The sequence below is a fragment of the Pseudomonas sp. HMSC063H08 genome (genome assembly GCF_001813645.1).
In the GTDB taxonomy this organism is placed as follows: domain Bacteria; phylum Pseudomonadota; class Gammaproteobacteria; order Pseudomonadales; family Pseudomonadaceae; genus Pseudomonas; species Pseudomonas aeruginosa.
Genome location: NZ_KV813540.1, coordinates 1 through 16,318 on the forward strand (window position 1 = coordinate 1; position 16,318 = coordinate 16,318).

Here is a 16,318-nt window from a genome sequence, read left to right on the forward strand (position 1 = left end):
ACCCACTGTCCGGGATGGGTTGACCACTACATTTGCTGGAAGAGGGTTTTTCTGAGAAAGATGTTGAAGATGCACGTTCAAGGTTGCACAAAATCAATACAGAGCAGGGGTGGTACTGATGAATTCTGAATCAATCAAGAAAATTGTTGGTGCTCTTGGACAGAGCTATGGCGATTTGTTAAAGAAAAATTTAATACCGGAAACCCCTCTTGAGAAGCAGTACGAAGATTCTGAATGGCTTACTCTAGATGTCGATACTGGTGTTGATCTAGAGTTTTGGGGGGGAAGTAAAGTTGCCGAGAAACTCCATATAGTTCTTATAAAAACGATGGACAACATTCCAGCCTATCAAGGTGAACTGCCACCTCCCTTTTCTAGGAGTATGGATAAAACAGGTGTTCGTTCCATTCTTGGCACTCCAGAGAAGACCAAAGAGCCCTTTACAATGCCTGTGATCGGATTAGTTGGAGGTTGGGACTACTATGCTTATCCTGATCGACCTGATATTAAGGTGTTTTTCAATTATACCGCTGAAATGAAGGTTGACACTCTTTCTTTCATACTAATGAATCCTGATCATGACTGATTTTGTAGTCACTTTTTGAGGAATATAAACAGAGGCTCTCTGTAAGGAGCCTCTGCTTTTTATGTGATAGTTACTCGGTCTGCATCTCTGCTCACCCAGAGCGGGAGCCTACTCTGGCAGAGCAGTTCGATGCCAAGCCTGCCGAGGTTCGTGCGTTGTTCAGCAATACACTGGATCCGGCGCGGGCGACCGAGCTTCGGGAGAAGATGCAAAGTGCCGGACTACCGGTATGAGCGTCAGTCGCAAAGAGCGTGAGCCCGCGGTGATGGATTGCAAGCCCGGCGCATGGATTGCATGCTCGCTCGCAATTAATCTGAGCCCAGCCTATCCGTCAGTCGCAGATAATTCTGGTTGGCCGCGATGGATTACAGACCGGTGCTGATTGCAGGCCACTACAAAGTAGTTATGTAAAAGCAGGTCACTCCGCTGTTTCAAGCCCTGACTCCTTTCAGGGCATGTGGCGGGGTCAGGTCCGGATCAGCGGGCGTGGGCTGTCGAGGAGGTGGGGGCAGTCGGAGAGGGGGATCCAGGTCTTGCCTTGCCAGTGCAGGGTGTCGATCTCGGCGGTTTTCCAGTGCAGCACGGCGCGCTGGGGCGTGGCGTTGGGGCGGGACTGGCTGCGCAGGCGTGGCAGCACCGAGCCGCTGACCCAACGGCGCAAACCCCGTGCCGCGCCAGGCACTGCGAGCCAGAGCAGAGCGTAGAGCCCGGACTCGCTGACCAGGCAGTCCTGGCGTGGCCCGTGGCGTTCGTCATGGAGCCAGGCGAGCCGCCACTGATCGGCATCCAGGTGCCGTTCCAGTGCATGGCAGAGGGCGAACAAGCGCTCGCGCTGCTCCGCCGTCGCCAGCGGCCACGGCGCCTCGTCACACAACGCCGCCGGCGCCCGACCGCCCAGGTAACGGCCCAGCAGCCGTACCAGGTCGGAGAGCACGAACCAGCCTTCCTCATCCAGCAGCACGGCGTGCAGGACCCGATGGTGGTGGGTGAAACGGCTGGGGTGGGGGAGGGTGTCAGACATGGCGCACCTCCGGGGAGGTGGTGTTGGTGTCGTGCCGCGAGGGGATGAATGGGGTGGGTTGAAAAACGAATGGCATACGCATTTCCTCAATGGAATACACCGCTACTTTCGGGAGCGGTTTGCCGCTGGGTGGTATGCGTTCTTAGCGCCGAAGAATGATTATGGAGCGCACCGATAGCGGTCAACGGTAGGGCGAATAACTGCAAAGCAGTTATCCGCCGATTCTCTGAAGCCATTGCTTGTACATCGACTTGACGAAGTTCTTTCAATCCCCCGATGCTCGGGCGTTACAGGAAAATCCTGTGTAGTTGCGGATAACGCTTCGCGTTATTCGCCCTACCTCTTCCAGAGAAACATCCGACGCTCCGGTCCGCCCCATCAGGAGGCCGAGCGGAATCGTCGTGTAGGAGGTCGAATGTAGGGGCAAGCGCTTTGGTTACTTTCTCGGGGCCGGCCATCCTGCGAGGCCGAGAAAAAGACTTGGTAGCCGGGGTAGAGCGAGTAACGGCACAGCCGTTATCCGCCAGCAGACTCAAACCCGCTCCGCCGCTCGGACCTCCAAGGAAGGATCACCGGCCCAATCCTCGGGATAAAGCCCTTCAGCCACGGCCCGGTGGAAGGTGGAGAAGGGCCAATCCTTGACCGCCGTAACCAGCCCGTGTTTCACAGGGTTGAGATGGATGTAGTCGAAATGGCGCCGGTAGTCCGTGTCATTGCGAATCAGGTGTTCCCAGTAGCGCTGCTGCCAGATGGCGCGTTGTGCTCGCCGCCGTTGCGCGAAGGTAAGTGATTCGTGGCAGGGGATGCGCCGTGCGAAGCCGGACTTGATGACCTTCCAGCGGGTGGCGAAATCGGCGTCGTCGGGCGGCAGGGTCCAGAGGCAATGCATGTGCTCCGGCAGCACGACCCAGGCATCGATGCGGAAGGGATGCCGGCGCCTGGTCTGGGCGACCACGCGGCGCAGCAGGTCGATTTCGCGGGTCAGCAGGTTGGAGCGGCGGTCATGCAGGGTGACGGTGAAGAAATAGGTGCCGCCGGGGACCCAGGTTCGTCGGTAGCTTGGCATTGGGGATCGTCCGTGTATCCAGAAGGATTTCGGAGCGTACCTTGGCCAGCTGGTGGATAACGCTGCGCGTTATTCGCCCTACGGAGATTTCAGATTGAGCGAATGGTTGGGCATGTTTTTATTTCTTGTTTTCTAGGGCTGTTTGACAGTCCTCAAATAGTCTGTCGATGGTGTCTTGGGGATAGTGAGTTTGGCACATATCTTCTATTTGATTTGGTGGATTAACTTGCTGAACACCTTGGGTTTTTATTTCTCTTTAATGAAGAACCCCGCACAAGGCGGGGCTCTTCATCTCTACCACTGTCCCGAAATCCCTTTCCGGCGACAGCGTCTAACGGTCTTGACCTAAATCGAGAATCTCAATCCCAGCTCAGTGCTCCGCCCGTCTGGTACTCGATAACCCGCGTCTCGAAGAAGTTCTTCTCCTTCTTCAGGTCCATGATCTCCGACATCCACGGGAACGGGTTGGTGGTCCCCGGATACTCTTCCTTCAGGCCGATCTGGGTCAGGCGCCGGTTGGCGATGAACTTCAGGTAGTCCTCCATCATCGCCGCGTTCATCCCCAGCACCCCGCGCGGCATGGTGTCGCGCGCGTATTCGATCTCCAGCTGAGTGCCCTGGAGGATCATCTGGGTCGCCTCGTCCTTCATCTGGGCGTCCCACAGGTGCGGGTTCTCGATCTTGATCTGGTTGATCACGTCGATACCGAAGTTCAGGTGCATCGACTCGTCGCGGAGGATGTACTGGAACTGCTCGGCGGTGCCGGTCATCTTGTTGCGGCGGCCCATGGAGAGGATCTGGGTGAAGCCGCAGTAGAAGAAGATGCCTTCCAGCACGCAGTAGTAGGCGATCAGGTTGCGCAGGAACTGGCGGTCGGTTTCCGGGGTGCCGGTCTGGAACATCGGGTCGGAGATCGAGCGGGTGTACTTCAGGCCCCACGAGGCCTTCTTCGCCACGCTGGGGATCTCGTGGTACATGTTGAAGATCTCGCCCTCGTCCATGCCCAGCGACTCGATGCAGTACTGGTAGGCGTGGGTGTGGATCGCCTCTTCGAAGGCCTGGCGCAGGATGTACTGGCGGCACTCGGGGTTGGTGATCAGGCGGTACACGGCCAGCACCAGGTTGTTGGCGACCAGGGAGTCGGCGGTGGAGAAGAAGCCGAGGTTGCGCATGACGATGCGCCGCTCGTCCTCGCTGAGGCCGTCCTTGCTCTTCCACAGGGCGATGTCGGCGTTCATGTTGACTTCCTGCGGCATCCAGTGGTTGGCGCAACCATCCAGATACTTCTGCCAGGCCCAGTCGTACTTGAAGGGGACGAGCTGGTTGAGGTCGGCGCGGGCGTTGATCATCTGCTTGTCGCCGACCTGCACGCGCGCGGCGGAGCCTTCGAGGTCGTCCAGGCCTTCCTGGATGTCGAGGTCGTTCAGGGCCTTCTTGGCGCGGGCGACGGCGTCGGAGTCGTCGGCGGAAACGGCGCGCGCTTCTTCCACCGAGCCGGCGGCTTCGTCGTCCAGCTTGTCATGGCCCTGGGCAACGGCCTGGGCGGCGGCGGGCGCGGCCTTGGCTTCGGTCGGGTCTTCTTTGTCGAATTCGTCCCAGCTCAGCATCTTGCTCTCTCCTGGTCTGGCGGCCGTCTCGGCGGCCTGGATATGGGGCGTGAGGTGCACGCGAAAGCGGTGGTCCGGCACGGTCTGGCCGGGCCGTTCTTCTCCCCCGGAGGGAAGAAGGGGATTGTTCCTGGCCCTGGCGAGGGGCCTTGCGCTGCCAGCGTGGCGCTGGACGAGCGACCGTCAGGCGCCGGGCAGGCCGGACTCACGGGAGGAGTCCGGCTTACCCGGCCACGACACGGACGCCGTTCAGCGACGCGCGATCACTGGCAGGCTTCGCAGTCGGGGTTGTCGATGCTGCATGCCTGCGGCACCGGCGCCGGCTTCGGCTCGGCGGCCGGGGCGGCTTGCAGGCCGTCGTTGCCACCGGCCGACACGGCGTTGAGCTTGCCGGTGTTGATGGTGGACTTCTCGGTGCTGGTGGCGGCCAGGGCACGGAGGTAGTAGGTGGTCTTCAGGCCGCGGAACCAGGCCATGCGGTAGGTCACGTCGAGCTTCTTGCCCGAGGCGCCGGCGATGTACAGGTTCAGCGACTGGGCCTGGTCGATCCACTTCTGGCGACGGCTGGCGGCTTCGACGATCCAGCGGGTCTCGACTTCGAACGCGGTGGCGTAGAGGTCCTTGAGGTCCTGCGGGATGCGCTCGATCTGCTGCACGGAACCGTCGTAGTACTTCAGGTCGTTGACCATGACCGGGTCCCACAGGCCGCGGGCCTTGAGGTCGCGCACCAGGTAGGGGTTGATCACGGTGAACTCGCCGGAGAGGTTCGACTTCACGTACAGGTTCTGGTAGGTCGGCTCGATCGACTGCGAGACGCCGGTGATGTTGGCGATGGTCGCGGTCGGCGCGATGGCCATGATGTTCGAGTTGCGGATGCCTTTCTGTACGCGCTCGCGCAGCGGCGCCCAGTCGAGGGTTTCCGACAGGTCGACTTCGATGTACTTGGCGCCGCGCTCTTCGATCAGCTTCTTCTCCGAGTCGATCGGCAGGATGCCTTGCGACCACAGCGAGCCCTGGAAGGTCTGGTAGGCGCCGCGCTCGTCGGCCAGGTCGCAGGAAGCCTGGATCGCGTAGTAGCTGATGGCTTCCATGGACTGGTCGGCGAAGGCGATGGCCGCGTCCGAACCGTAGGGGATGTGCTGCAGGTACAGGGCGTCCTGGAAGCCCATGATGCCCAGGCCGACCGGACGGTGCTTGAAGTTGGAGTTCTGCGCCTGCGGGACCGAGTAGTAGTTGATGTCGATGACGTTATCGAGCATGCGTACCGCGGTCTTGACGGTCTTCTCCAGCTTGGCGGTGTCCAGCTTGCCGTCGACGATGTGGTTGACCAGGTTGATCGAGCCCAGGTTGCAGACGGCGATCTCGTCCTTGTTGGTGTTCAGGGTGATCTCGGTGCAGAGGTTCGAGCTGTGCACCACGCCCACGTGCTGCTGCGGGCTGCGCAGGTTGCACGGGTCCTTGAAGGTCAGCCACGGGTGGCCGGTCTCGAACAGCATGGAGAGCATCTTGCGCCACAGGTCCTTGGCCTGGACGACCTTGTGCAGCTTCAGCTTGCCGTAGCTGGCCAGGGCCTCGTAGTACTCGTAGCGCTCCTCGAAGGCCTTGCCGTAGAGGTCGTGCAGGTCGGGGACGTCGGACGGCGAGAAGAGGGTCCAGGAGCCGTCGTCGAAGACGCGCTTCATGAACAGGTCGGGGATCCAGTTGGCGGTGTTCATGTCGTGGGTACGACGACGGTCGTCACCGGTGTTCTTGCGCAGCTCGAGGAATTCCTCGATGTCCAGGTGCCAGGTCTCCAGGTAGGCGCAGACCGCGCCCTTGCGCTTGCCGCCCTGGTTGACCGCGACCGCGGTGTCATTGACCACTTTCAGGAAGGGCACGACGCCCTGGGACTTGCCGTTGGTGCCCTTGATGTAGGAGCCCAGCGCGCGCACCGGGGTCCAGTCGTTGCCCAGGCCGCCGGCGAATTTCGACAGCATGGCGTTGTCGTGGATGGCGCCGTAGATGCCCGACAGGTCGTCCGGCACGGTGGTCAGGTAGCAGCTGGAGAGCTGCGGACGCAGGGTGCCGGCGTTGAACAGGGTGGGGGTGGAACTCATGTAGTCGAAGGACGACAGCAGGTTGTAGAACTCGATGGCACGTGCCTCGCGGTCCTTCTCCTCGATGGCCAGGCCCATGGCCACGCGCATGAAGAAGATCTGCGGCAGTTCGAAGCGGATGCCGTCCTTGTGGATGAAGTAGCGGTCGTACAGGGTCTGCAGGCCGAGGTAGGTGAACTGCTGGTCGCGCTCGTGATCGATGGCCTTGCCCAGTTTCTCCAGGTCGAATTCCTTCAGCTTGGCATCGACCAGCTCGAACTCGGCGCCTTTCTCGATGTAGGCCGGCAGGGCCTTGGCGTACAGCTCGGCCATTTCGTGATGGGTGGCGCTCTCGGCCACGCCGAGGAAGCCCAGGGCTTCGGCGCGCAGGGTGTCCATCAGCAGGCGGGCGGTGACGTAGGAGTAGTTCGGCTCGCGCTCGACCAGGGTGCGCGCGGTCATCACCAGGGCGGTGTTGACGTCCTTCTCGGCGACGCCGTCGTAGAGGTTCTTCAGGGTCTCGCGCTCGATCAGCGCGCCGTCCACCTCGGCCAGGCCTTCGCAGGCTTCGCTGATGATGGTGTTCAGGCGGCCCATGTCCAGCGGCGACAGGCTGCCGTCGGCGCGGGTGATGCGGATGCTCGGGTGCGGCTGGGCGACATCGCTGGCGGCGCCGGCGTTCTTGCGCTCGGCGGCGCGGGCTTCGCGGTAGATCACGTAGTCGCGGGCGACCTTCTGCTCGCCGGCGCGCATCAGGGCCAGTTCGACCTGGTCCTGGATCTCTTCGATGTGGATGGTGCCGCCGGACGGCATGCGGCGCTTGAAGGTGGCGGTGACCTGCTCGGTCAGGCGGCGCACGGTGTCATGGATACGCGACGAGGCGGCGGCGGTGCCGCCTTCCACGGCGAGGAACGCCTTGGTGATGGCCACGGTGATCTTGTCATCGGTGTAGGGGACTACGGTGCCGTTGCGCTTGATCACGCGCAGCTGGCCCGGCGCGGTGGCGGCCAGATCCTGCGACGAATCGGCGGCCTGCGGCGCGCTGGCCTGCGGGTTCTCGCGTGTGGTGTCGGTATGCATGGGTGGGTATCTCCACGTTCTCGTAATGGTTTTGCTAGCGGGCGCCGGGGCGCCCATTCCCTTGAATCGATAAAGAGCCGGGCAGCCGGCCTCGCGGCGGCTGCTTCATTCGAATGCTGAGGGTGGGGACTGTGCGTGCCTCCCTGGCCCTGGCGGGTTCGTGGCGTTTTGCCGTCGAACACAATACCTAGTGGTGTTGACTGTCTGTTTACAGCGTCCGTTGCAACACCCGTACCGCTTTTCCATCGTCATGAAGGGCTCCTTGCGGTGAGCGCCGTCGATGCTTTCAGTACGTCTGGAAAATGCTTTTTTGCGGAGCCGCCGGAGCCATCAGAGTGGTCCGTGCGCGGTTGGTTCCGTTGTAGCCGTTCGTGCGCTCGAAACCCAAGATATAGGGGGTGGCGACGATGGGGATACAAGATAATGCGCTAATGGGGTGTTTGCAAGGTGACAGTCTGGGGGAAACCTGTGGATAAAGTGTGGGTCTTCTGTGCGTGAGTCCTAGGAAGCGTCCGTAGGCCGCGGCAGCGCTGGAGAATGCCATTCGTCGCCCTCGGAAAGCACCGGCGCAGACCTACTCCCCAACCTTTCGGGGCGCGCACCCTACCCACAATATGTAGTGTTTGCAAGATGTTCCTCGCGTGCTGCCGCGTGGCCCCCGTATTGGCTACAATGCGGGCCGCTCTGAGGGGGCCGCGCGGCGGCTCCGGGACCGCGATACGAGGAGGCTGTGTGGAGCAAGAAGCCTGGCGCATCCTGATCGTCGAGGACGATCGACGCCTGGCCGAGCTGACCCGGGAATACCTGGAAGGCAACGGCCTGAAGGTCGACATCGAAGCCAACGGCGCACTGGCGGCGGCGCGTATCCTCGCCGAACGCCCGGACCTGGTGGTGCTCGACCTGATGCTGCCGGGCGAGGACGGTCTGTCCATCTGCCGCCAGGTGCGTCCGCAGTTCGACGGTCCGATCCTGATGCTCACCGCGCGCACCGACGACATGGACGAGGTGCTCGGCCTGGAGATGGGCGCCGACGACTACGTGTGCAAGCCGGTGCGCCCGCGTGTGCTGCTGGCGCGCATCCGTGCCCTGTTGCGGCGCAGCGAGGCGCCGGAAGCGGGCGCCCAGGCGGCGGACAGCAAACGCCTGGCGTTCGGTCGCCTGGTGATCGACAACGCGATGCGCGAGGCCTGGCTGGACGGGACCACCATCGAGCTGACCAGCGCCGAGTTCGACCTGCTCTGGCTGCTGGCGGCGAACGCCGGGCGGATTCTCTCCCGCGAGGAGATCTTCAACGCCCTGCGCGGCATCGAGTACGACGGCCAGGACCGCTCCATCGACGTGCGCATCTCGCGGATTCGCCCGAAGATCGGCGACGACCCGATGCACCCGCGGCTGATCAAGACCGTGCGCAGCAAGGGCTACCTGTTCGTCGGCGAGGGCTGAGGCGCTTTTTCCTGCGGGCCGGGGCGCGGGCGTCCCGGTCGGCCAGAATCAACAGCAGCGGACAGCGGCCGGGGGCTCGCCGATGAAATCCATCTTCCTGCGCATCTATGGCGGCATGCTCCTGGCCCTGCTGCTGGTCAGCGGCCTGGGCCTGCTCGGCCTGCACTGGATCAACGAGGTGCGCGGCGAGCACTACCGCGAGGAACTGGCGCGCGGCACCTTCCGCCTGATGGCCGACAACCTGCAACCGATGACCGCCACCGAGCGCAAGCGCGCCCTGGCGCAGTGGAGCCGCTTGCTGGGGATTCCCCTGCAACTGCGCGGGCTGGATGAGCTGCGGATGGATGGACGCAGCCGCGCGCGCCTGATGAACGGCCAGGTGCTGGTGAAGCAGACCGCCGAGCACGCCGTCACCGTCTATACCCAGGCCAGCGCCGCCGAGAACCTGGTGCTCAGCGGCGAGGTGCAGCAGGTCAGCGAGCAACTGGCGCGGGCCACGGTTTACCTGCTGATGGACGAACTGGTGCGCTACCCGGCCAGCGAACAGCCTTACCACCTGGCGCGGATCGTCCGCGACAAGCGCTTCGGCTTCCCGGTGCACCTGCTCCAGGTCAAGGAGCTGGACCTCGACGACGACCAGCGCCGGCGAGTGGTGGAGGGCGACACGGTGATGGCGCTGGGCAAGGACGGCGACTCGATCCGCATCTTCGCCGGCATCCTCGACACGCCCTGGGTGCTGGAGCTGGGCCCGCTGTTCCAGATGAACCCCTATCCGCCGCAGCTGCTGTTGCTGCTCGGCGCGCTGTGCCTGAGCTTCATCGGCCTGATCACCTACCTGCTGGTGCGTCGTCTGGAGCAGCGCCTGCGCAGCCTGGAGGCGGCCGCCACGCGGATCGCCCGCGGCAGCCTGGATACTCGCGTCGAGGTGCGCGGTGGCGACTCGGTGGGACGCCTGGGCGCGGCCTTCAACCATATGGCCGAGCACATCCACCGGCTGCTGACGGTGCAGCGAGAGATGGTTCGCGCGGTGTCCCACGAGCTGCGCACGCCGGTGGCGCGGTTGCGCTTCGGCCTGGAGATGATCGAGACCGCCGAGACCGACGGCGCCCGCCTGAAGTACCTGGAGGGCATGGACAACGATATCCAGGACCTCGACAAGCTGGTCGACGAGATGCTCACCTACGCACGCCTGGAACAGGGCTCGCCGCCGCTGACCTACCAGCGCCTGGAGCTGGGCGTGCTGGTGCGCCAGGTGGTGGAGGAGATCGCTCCGCTGCGCCGCGAGGTGCTGGTCAGTTGCGAGGAGGGCGCGCTGGTGCCTGAGGAGCTGGGCAGTTGGATCGAGGCCGAGCCGCGCTACCTGCATCGGGCCTTGCAGAACCTGCTGACCAATGCGCTGCGGCATGCCGATCGTCGGGTCAGGATCAGCTACCGGGTCAGCCTGGAGCGTTGCCGGGTGGATGTCGAGGACGACGGGCCGGGGGTGCCGGAGGCGCAATGGGAGCGGCTCTTTACGCCATTCCTACGCCTGGACGACAGCCGGACCCGTGCTTCCGGCGGGCATGGCCTGGGACTGTCCATCGTCCGGCGGATCGTCTACTGGCATGGCGGCCGGGCCTCCATCGGCCGCAGCGAGACTCTGGGCGGCGCCTGCTTCACCCTGGCCTGGCCGCGCAAGGCGGGTCTGCGCGACCGCTGAAAAGCCGACGGAAATATGGCGGCTAGCTATCTGCAAGTGCATGCGCAGACGTATTCCAGGCGTAGCGAAAACATATCGAAAGGCCAGTCCCGCCGGGCGTGGCGGGTATTCCGCCAGGGGCTAAAAAAGTCCTTTTCAGTTGGACTCGTTTGTTTATACTCCGGGACGCGGTGGCTAGTGGAACGCCATTCGAAATGCCCGCTCCAACGGCATTTTGCCGGGGTCGGATAACAAGAACAGCGTTGCGCAGCCGAACCGTCGAAGTCTTCCCGGATTGGGAAGGCCACTTATAAAAAATTGCAAGTTGGAGAGTGTGGTAATGGCTGATCGTGAGGTCGGAACCGTCAAGTGGTTCAATGACGCCAAAGGTTATGGATTCATTCAACGCGATAGCGGTCCGGACGTGTTCGTTCACTACCGCGCCATCCGCGGCGAGGGTCACCGCTCCCTGGTGGAAGGCCAGAAAGTGGAATTCTCGGTGATCCAGGGCCAGAAAGGCCTGCAAGCGGAAGACGTCTCCAAGGTCTGATTCCCGCAAGCAAAAGCCCGTCGCGAGACGGGCTTTTGTCATCCAGCGCATCCACCCCGCCAGGCCCCCGTTGGGTGGCCCCTCGCAGCGCGGGGTTTTCGTCGTTCAGGCGGTGCGCCAGGTAATTTCCTCGACGCCCCCGGCGTCGACCCGCAGCCAGCGGTCGGCGTCCTCTTCGCCCTGGTTTTCCTCCCAGCCGCCCGGCGCGCAGCGGATCTCCACGCCGAGCGCGGCATGCGCGGCCCTGGCGCAGGCGAGGTCGTCGTCCCAGGGCGTGCTGTCGCTCTCCAAGAACAGGCTGTGCCACTTGCCCACCGCCTTCGGCAGCCAGGTGACGCGCACCGCGCCGTGCTCGCCGCGGGCGGTGCACTTGAGGGTCTGGCCGTGCTCCTGCCATGGGCCGCAGGGCCCCAGCGCCTGTTCCAGCCAGGCGGCGACGGCCGCGTGCTCGGCGTCTTTCAGGTAGATCTCGATATCCGGTTGGCGCATGGGGTCCTCGGGGACGGTCAGTCGCGTTGCAGCCAATCGTAGCGCACCGCCACGCTGACTTCGAAGGGTTCGGCCAGGATTCGCGCGCGGCGCTCGGGGTTGACCCGCCAGCCGTGCGGGGTCATGGCCAGGAGGTTTTCCCGCGCGTCGTAGCTGTCCAGCGCCAGGCGGAACTCGAGGGTCTCGGTGTGGCGCAGGCGCAGTTGCGCGGGCAGGCCGGCGAGGTGCTTGTCGTCGGCGTAGTCGCGCACGTCGTCATAGAGCCGCTGGCGCAGTTCCAGCAGGTGCGCGCTGGCCGGGCCCAGGCGCAGTACGCCGCCGCCGGGGGCGAGGACGCGCACGGCTTCGTTCCAGTCGATCGGGCTGAACACGCTGGCGATCAGCTCGCAACTGGCGTCGGCCAGCGGCAGCCGGGCCATGCTCGCCACCAGCCAGGACAACTGCGGCGCGCGGCGGCAGGCGCGTTTCACCGCCTCGCGGGAGATATCCAGGGCGTAGCCCTCGGCGCCGGCCAGGGCTTCGCCGAGCCGGGCGCTGTAGTAGCCCTCGCCGCAGCCGATATCCAGCCAGCGTCGCGGCGCGCGTTCGGCGGCCAGTTCGGCCAGGCGCCGGGCCAGCGGCGCGTAGTGGCCGGCGCCGAGGAACTGGCGACGGGCCTCGACCATGGCGGCGTTGTCGCCCGGATCGAGGCTTTTCTTGTGCTGCACCGGCAGCAGGTTCAGGTAGCCCTGGCGGGCGCGGTCGAAGCGGTGCCCGGCGGGGCAGGCGACGCCGTTGTCGACCTCGCCCAGGGCGGCGGAGCAGAGCGGGCAGATCAGCATCAGGCGAGCAGCCTCACCAGGGTCTGGTAGTAGATTTCGGTGAGCAGCTCCAGGTCGCTGGCCAGGACCCGCTCGTTGACCTGGTGGATGGTGGCGTTGACCGGGCCGAGTTCGACCACCTGGGTGCCCATGGTGGCGATGAAGCGTCCGTCGGAGGTGCCGCCGCTGGTCGAGGGCCGGGTCTCGCGGCCGGTGACCGCCCTGATGCTGGCGGCCACCGCATCGAGCAGTTCGCCCGGCTCGGTGAGGAACGGCAGGCCGGACAGCGCCCATTCGACGTGCCAGTCCAGGCCGTGCTTGTCGAGGATCGCCTCGACGCGTTTCTGCAGGCCTTCGACGGTGGATTCGGTGGAGAAGCGGAAGTTGAACAGCGCGGTCAGTTCGCCGGGGATGACGTTGGTGGCGCCGGTGCCGGAGTTCAGGTTGGAAACCTGGAAGCTGGTCGGCGGGAAGAAGGCATTGCCGTCGTCCCAGTGTTCCGCCGCCAGTTCGGCCAGCGCCGGGGCGGCCAGGTGGATCGGGTTCTTCGCCAGGTGCGGGTAGGCCACATGGCCCTGTACGCCGCGGATGGTCAGCTTGGCTCCAAGGGAGCCGCGGCGGCCGTTCTTCACCACGTCGCCGACCAGGCTGGTGCTCGACGGTTCGCCGACGATGCACCAGTCCAGGCGCTCGCCGCGTGCGGCGAGGCGTTCGACCACCGCCTTGGTGCCGTGGTGGGCCGGGCCTTCCTCGTCGCTGGTGATGAGGAAGGCGATGGCGCCCTTGTGCTTCGGGTGGTCGGCGACGAAGCGCTCGACGGCGACGATCATCGACGCCAGGCTGCCTTTCATGTCCGCCGCGCCGCGTCCGCAGAGCATGCCCTGGTCGTCGATCAGGGCGTCGAAGGGTTGATGCTGCCAGGCCTGCAGCGGGCCGGTGGGGACCACGTCGGTGTGCCCGGCGAAGCACAGCACCGGGCCGTCGCCGCCGCGCCGTGCCCAGAAGTTGTCCACCTCCTCGATGCGCATCGGCTCCAGGGCGAAGCCGGCGGCTTCCAGGCGGCGCATCATCAGGGCCTGGCAGTCGGCGTCGAGGGGCGTGACGGAGGGGCGGCGGATCAACTCGCAGGCGAGTTCGAGGGTCGGCGAGAGACTCGGCGAAGAGGCGGTCATGGGGAGGGTATCCTGAGCGGGTCGAGCGGAAAGGGGGAATCTTAAAGCATAAACGTGGGCGAAGGGACGCCGTTTAGGCGAGCGGGGCCGGCCGTCCCGACGCCTCGCCCGACCTCAACCGCCGATCTGCTCGGCGCCGCCGGCCAGTTCCTTGCGCGGTTTCGGCAGCGACGAGAGCAAGGCCATGACCAGCGCCGCCAGGTAGGGCAGCGATTGCACCAGGAGCATGGCGACCCAGATCAGCAGGTCGCGGCTCGGCACGCCCTGAACCGCCACGATGCCGGCCGCCGCGCCCCACAGCAGGAGCATCACGAAGACTTCCTCGCGGGCCTCCGCCAGGGCCACCAGCAGGCCGTGGCTGGAGCGCATCTTCGGCGTGCGGAAGAACGGGATGCCGCGGGTGACGAAGCCGTACAGCACCGCCTTGGCGATGGTGTGCGAGAGCGACAGGCCGGCGAGGGCGGCGAAGAACGAGTCGCGCAGGTCGACGCCGACGGTGCGCCGGTAGAGGAAGAGGATCTTGCCGACCTTGAAGACGAACAGGGCCAGCGGCAGGATCGCGAAGATCAGCAGCGGCGGGTCGACGCGCTTGGGCACGATGATCATCGCCGCCGACCAGAGCAGCGCGCCGAGGGTGAAGAAGATGTTCAGGCCGTCGGCGATCCACGGCAGCCAGCCGGCCACGAAGTGGTAGCGCTGGCCGCGGGTCAGGCGGCTGCCGTCGGGACCGCGGCCGCGCAGCAGGGCGTCGGTATGCCGCTTCATGATCTGGATCGCGCCGTAGGCCCAGCGGAAGCGCTGCTTCTTGAAGTCGATGAAGGTATCGGGCATCACCCCCTTGCCGTAGCTGCGCTCGAAGTAGGCGGCCGACAGGCCCTTCTCGAACACCCGCAGGCCCAGCTCGGCGTCTTCGGTGATGCACCATTCCGGCCATCTCAGCTCGTCCAGCACGCTGCGCCGGATCATGGTCATGGTGCCGTGCTCGATGATCGCGTCGCGGTCGTTGCGGGTGACCATGCCGATGTGGAAGAAGCCCTTGTACTCGGCGTAGCAGAGCCGCTTGAAGGCGCTCTCGTGCTGGTCGCGGTAGTCCTGCGGCGACTGCACCACGGCGATCCGCGGGTCGCCGAAGTGCGGCACCATGTGCCTGAGCCAGTCGGGGTCGACGCAGTAGTCGGCGTCGATCACCGCGACCACCTCGACGTCCGCCGCCACGTGGCCCAAGGCGAAGTTCAGCGCGCCGGCCTTGAAGCCTTCCAGCGGGGCGACGTGGAAGAAGCGGAAGCGCTCGCCCAGGCGCGCGCAGTGCGCCTCGACCGGCTGCCAGACGGCCGGGTCGCGGGTGTTGTTGTCGATCACCAGGACTTCGTAGTCCGGGTAGTCGAGGCGGGCAAGGGCGTCGAGGGTCTGCTTCAGCAGTTCCGGCGGCTCGTTGTAGCAGGGCACGTGGATCGACACCTTGGGCCGATAGGCCTGCGCGGCGGTGATCGGCAGGAACGGCCGGCGCCGCTTGTGCGTCCAGACCGCCTCGGCCAGTTCGTGGGCCTCGGTGAACAGCACGATGACCACCCCCAGCGCGCCGACGCCCAGCAACGCGCCGACGGTCAGGCTGAACCAGGTGCTGTACTGCTGGCTGTAGTCGTAGGCGATCCACACCAGCACCGAGGCGCAGGCGAACGAGACCACGGCGAGGAAGGTCCTCCCGCGCTGGCGCAGCGAGGAACTGTCGATCAGCAGCAGGGTGAAGGCGAGTACTGCGAGTACCGCCGAGGCGATGGCCAGGGCGCGCCACTTGGGAATCGGCACCACCGGTCCGGTGAAGTTGAACTTGGCCTTGCGGTCGGCGTTGTAGACGCCCCAGTAGGCGCCCACCGAGCCTTCGGCGCTGACCTTCCAGGGCTGGTCGAAGGCCTCGATGACGAAGTAGCTGTAGCCTTCGCCGTTGAGCGCGTTGGTCAGGCGCCGCAGGTAGATGGCCTGGTCCGCGGGCGTCGCCTCGGCGCTGCCGCGCATGCGCCCGTTGCTCGGCCAGCCGACCTCGGCGAGCAGCAGCGGCTTCCTCGGGAAGGCGGCCTTGAGTTCGCGCGCGCGTTCGAGCACGAAGTCCACCGCGTCGGCCACCGGCGTGGCCTCCCAGTAGGGCAGGACGTGGGCGGCGATCAGGTCGACGTGTTGCGCCAGTTCCGGGTGTTCGCGGTAGACGTGCCACTGTTCGGCGGTGGTCACCGGAACCTTGACTGCCGCGCGGACCCGGTCGAGGTAGGCGATCAACTGTTCTGCCGTCACCTCGCGGCGGAACAGCGCCTCGTTGCCGACTATCACCCGCACCACGCTCGGCGACTCGTTGGCGATGCGGATGGCGCGGGCGATCTCGGCCTCGTTGCCGGCCAGGTCCGGGCCGAGCCAGATGCCCAGGCTGACGCGCAGGCCGAACGCCTCGGCCAGCGCCGGGATGTCGCCGAGCGCGCCCTGGACCGAATAGGTGCGGATGCTGTGGGTGTGCCGGGCGACCAGTTCCAGGTCGGCGCGCATCTGTTCGGCGCTGGGGTAGCGGCCGCTCTGCGGATTCTGGTTGAGGCGGAACGGCGAGAAGGAGAAGCCGGAGATGCGTTCCGGCCAGTCCGGTACGCTGACCGGACGGTTGTACAGGGCCCAGATGCCGGTGAAGAGGGCGGCCAGGGCGACGATGACCACCAGGTTGAGCCCGATCTTGCGTGAAGACATAGAGATGAAACCAGGTTCCGGATGTTT

At 64.9% G+C, this 16,318-nt stretch carries 12 protein-coding genes; 4 read left to right on the forward strand and 8 right to left on the reverse strand.

Annotated features, from left to right (window positions below; genetic code table 11):
* Positions 1-118 precede the first annotated feature (118 nt).
* Positions 119-586 (forward strand): DUF6392 family protein, encoded by a 468-nt coding sequence (locus HMPREF2924_RS35620; protein WP_071536506.1) that lies wholly within the window; start codon positions 119-121, stop codon positions 584-586.
* A 466-nt stretch (positions 587-1,052) separates the two neighbouring features.
* Here the strand turns inward: HMPREF2924_RS35620 and HMPREF2924_RS22455 are convergent, their stop codons facing one another.
* The 4 genes from HMPREF2924_RS22455 to HMPREF2924_RS22470 all read right to left on the reverse strand — a co-directional run bounded on the left by HMPREF2924_RS22455 (position 1,053) and on the right by HMPREF2924_RS22470 (position 7,435).
* A complete protein-coding gene (locus HMPREF2924_RS22455; RefSeq protein ID WP_003133844.1) occupies positions 1,053-1,607 on the reverse strand; it encodes a BRO-N domain-containing protein in 555 nt (184 codons plus the stop codon).
* A 532-nt stretch (positions 1,608-2,139) separates the two neighbouring features.
* Positions 2,140-2,673: an REP-associated tyrosine transposase gene (locus HMPREF2924_RS22460; RefSeq protein WP_003133840.1), complete on the reverse strand. Its 534-nt coding sequence runs from the start codon at positions 2,671-2,673 to the stop codon at positions 2,140-2,142.
* 359 nt (positions 2,674-3,032) lie between these two features.
* On the reverse strand, positions 3,033-4,280 hold the full coding sequence (locus HMPREF2924_RS22465; protein ID WP_003086547.1) for a ribonucleotide-diphosphate reductase subunit beta: 1,248 nt from the start codon (positions 4,278-4,280) through the stop codon (positions 3,033-3,035).
* Between the two features lie 263 nt (positions 4,281-4,543).
* On the reverse strand, positions 4,544-7,435 hold the full coding sequence (locus tag HMPREF2924_RS22470; RefSeq protein ID WP_003082358.1) for a ribonucleoside-diphosphate reductase subunit alpha: 2,892 nt from the start codon (positions 7,433-7,435) through the stop codon (positions 4,544-4,546).
* Positions 7,436-8,167: 732 nt separating this feature from the next.
* Between HMPREF2924_RS22470 and HMPREF2924_RS22475 the strand changes: the two genes are divergently transcribed.
* The 3 genes from HMPREF2924_RS22475 to HMPREF2924_RS22485 all read left to right on the forward strand — a co-directional run bounded on the left by HMPREF2924_RS22475 (position 8,168) and on the right by HMPREF2924_RS22485 (position 11,106).
* Entirely contained in the window at positions 8,168-8,878 is a 711-nt protein-coding gene (locus tag HMPREF2924_RS22475) for a winged helix-turn-helix domain-containing protein (RefSeq protein WP_003133838.1), read from the forward strand.
* Between the two features lie 82 nt (positions 8,879-8,960).
* Positions 8,961-10,577: an ATP-binding protein gene (locus HMPREF2924_RS22480; RefSeq protein ID WP_003086549.1), complete on the forward strand. Its 1,617-nt coding sequence runs from the start codon at positions 8,961-8,963 to the stop codon at positions 10,575-10,577.
* A gap of 319 nt (positions 10,578-10,896) precedes the next feature.
* Positions 10,897-11,106, forward strand: a complete 210-nt coding sequence (locus tag HMPREF2924_RS22485) for a cold-shock protein (RefSeq protein ID WP_003082372.1) — start codon at positions 10,897-10,899, stop codon at positions 11,104-11,106.
* Between the two features lie 105 nt (positions 11,107-11,211).
* On the opposite strand, the gene HMPREF2924_RS22490 is transcribed toward HMPREF2924_RS22485, so the two are convergent.
* From HMPREF2924_RS22490 to ndvB, 4 genes are all read right to left on the reverse strand, one after another.
* Complete coding sequence (locus HMPREF2924_RS22490; protein WP_003082373.1) at positions 11,212-11,595, reverse strand: hypothetical protein; 384 nt, start codon at positions 11,593-11,595, stop codon at positions 11,212-11,214.
* 17 nt (positions 11,596-11,612) lie between these two features.
* On the reverse strand, positions 11,613-12,416 hold the full coding sequence (locus tag HMPREF2924_RS22495; RefSeq protein ID WP_003101808.1) for a putative RNA methyltransferase: 804 nt from the start codon (positions 12,414-12,416) through the stop codon (positions 11,613-11,615).
* Positions 12,416-13,567, reverse strand: coding sequence for a succinyl-diaminopimelate desuccinylase (gene dapE / locus HMPREF2924_RS22500; protein WP_003109062.1), 1,152 nt, complete (start codon positions 13,565-13,567; stop codon positions 12,416-12,418). Before dapE ends, HMPREF2924_RS22495 begins: the two co-directional genes overlap by 1 nt.
* A 114-nt stretch (positions 13,568-13,681) precedes the next feature.
* Positions 13,682-16,291, reverse strand: coding sequence for a glycosyltransferase NdvB (gene ndvB / locus HMPREF2924_RS22505; RefSeq protein WP_003133834.1), 2,610 nt, complete (start codon positions 16,289-16,291; stop codon positions 13,682-13,684).
* Positions 16,292-16,318: the final 27 nt, after the last annotated feature.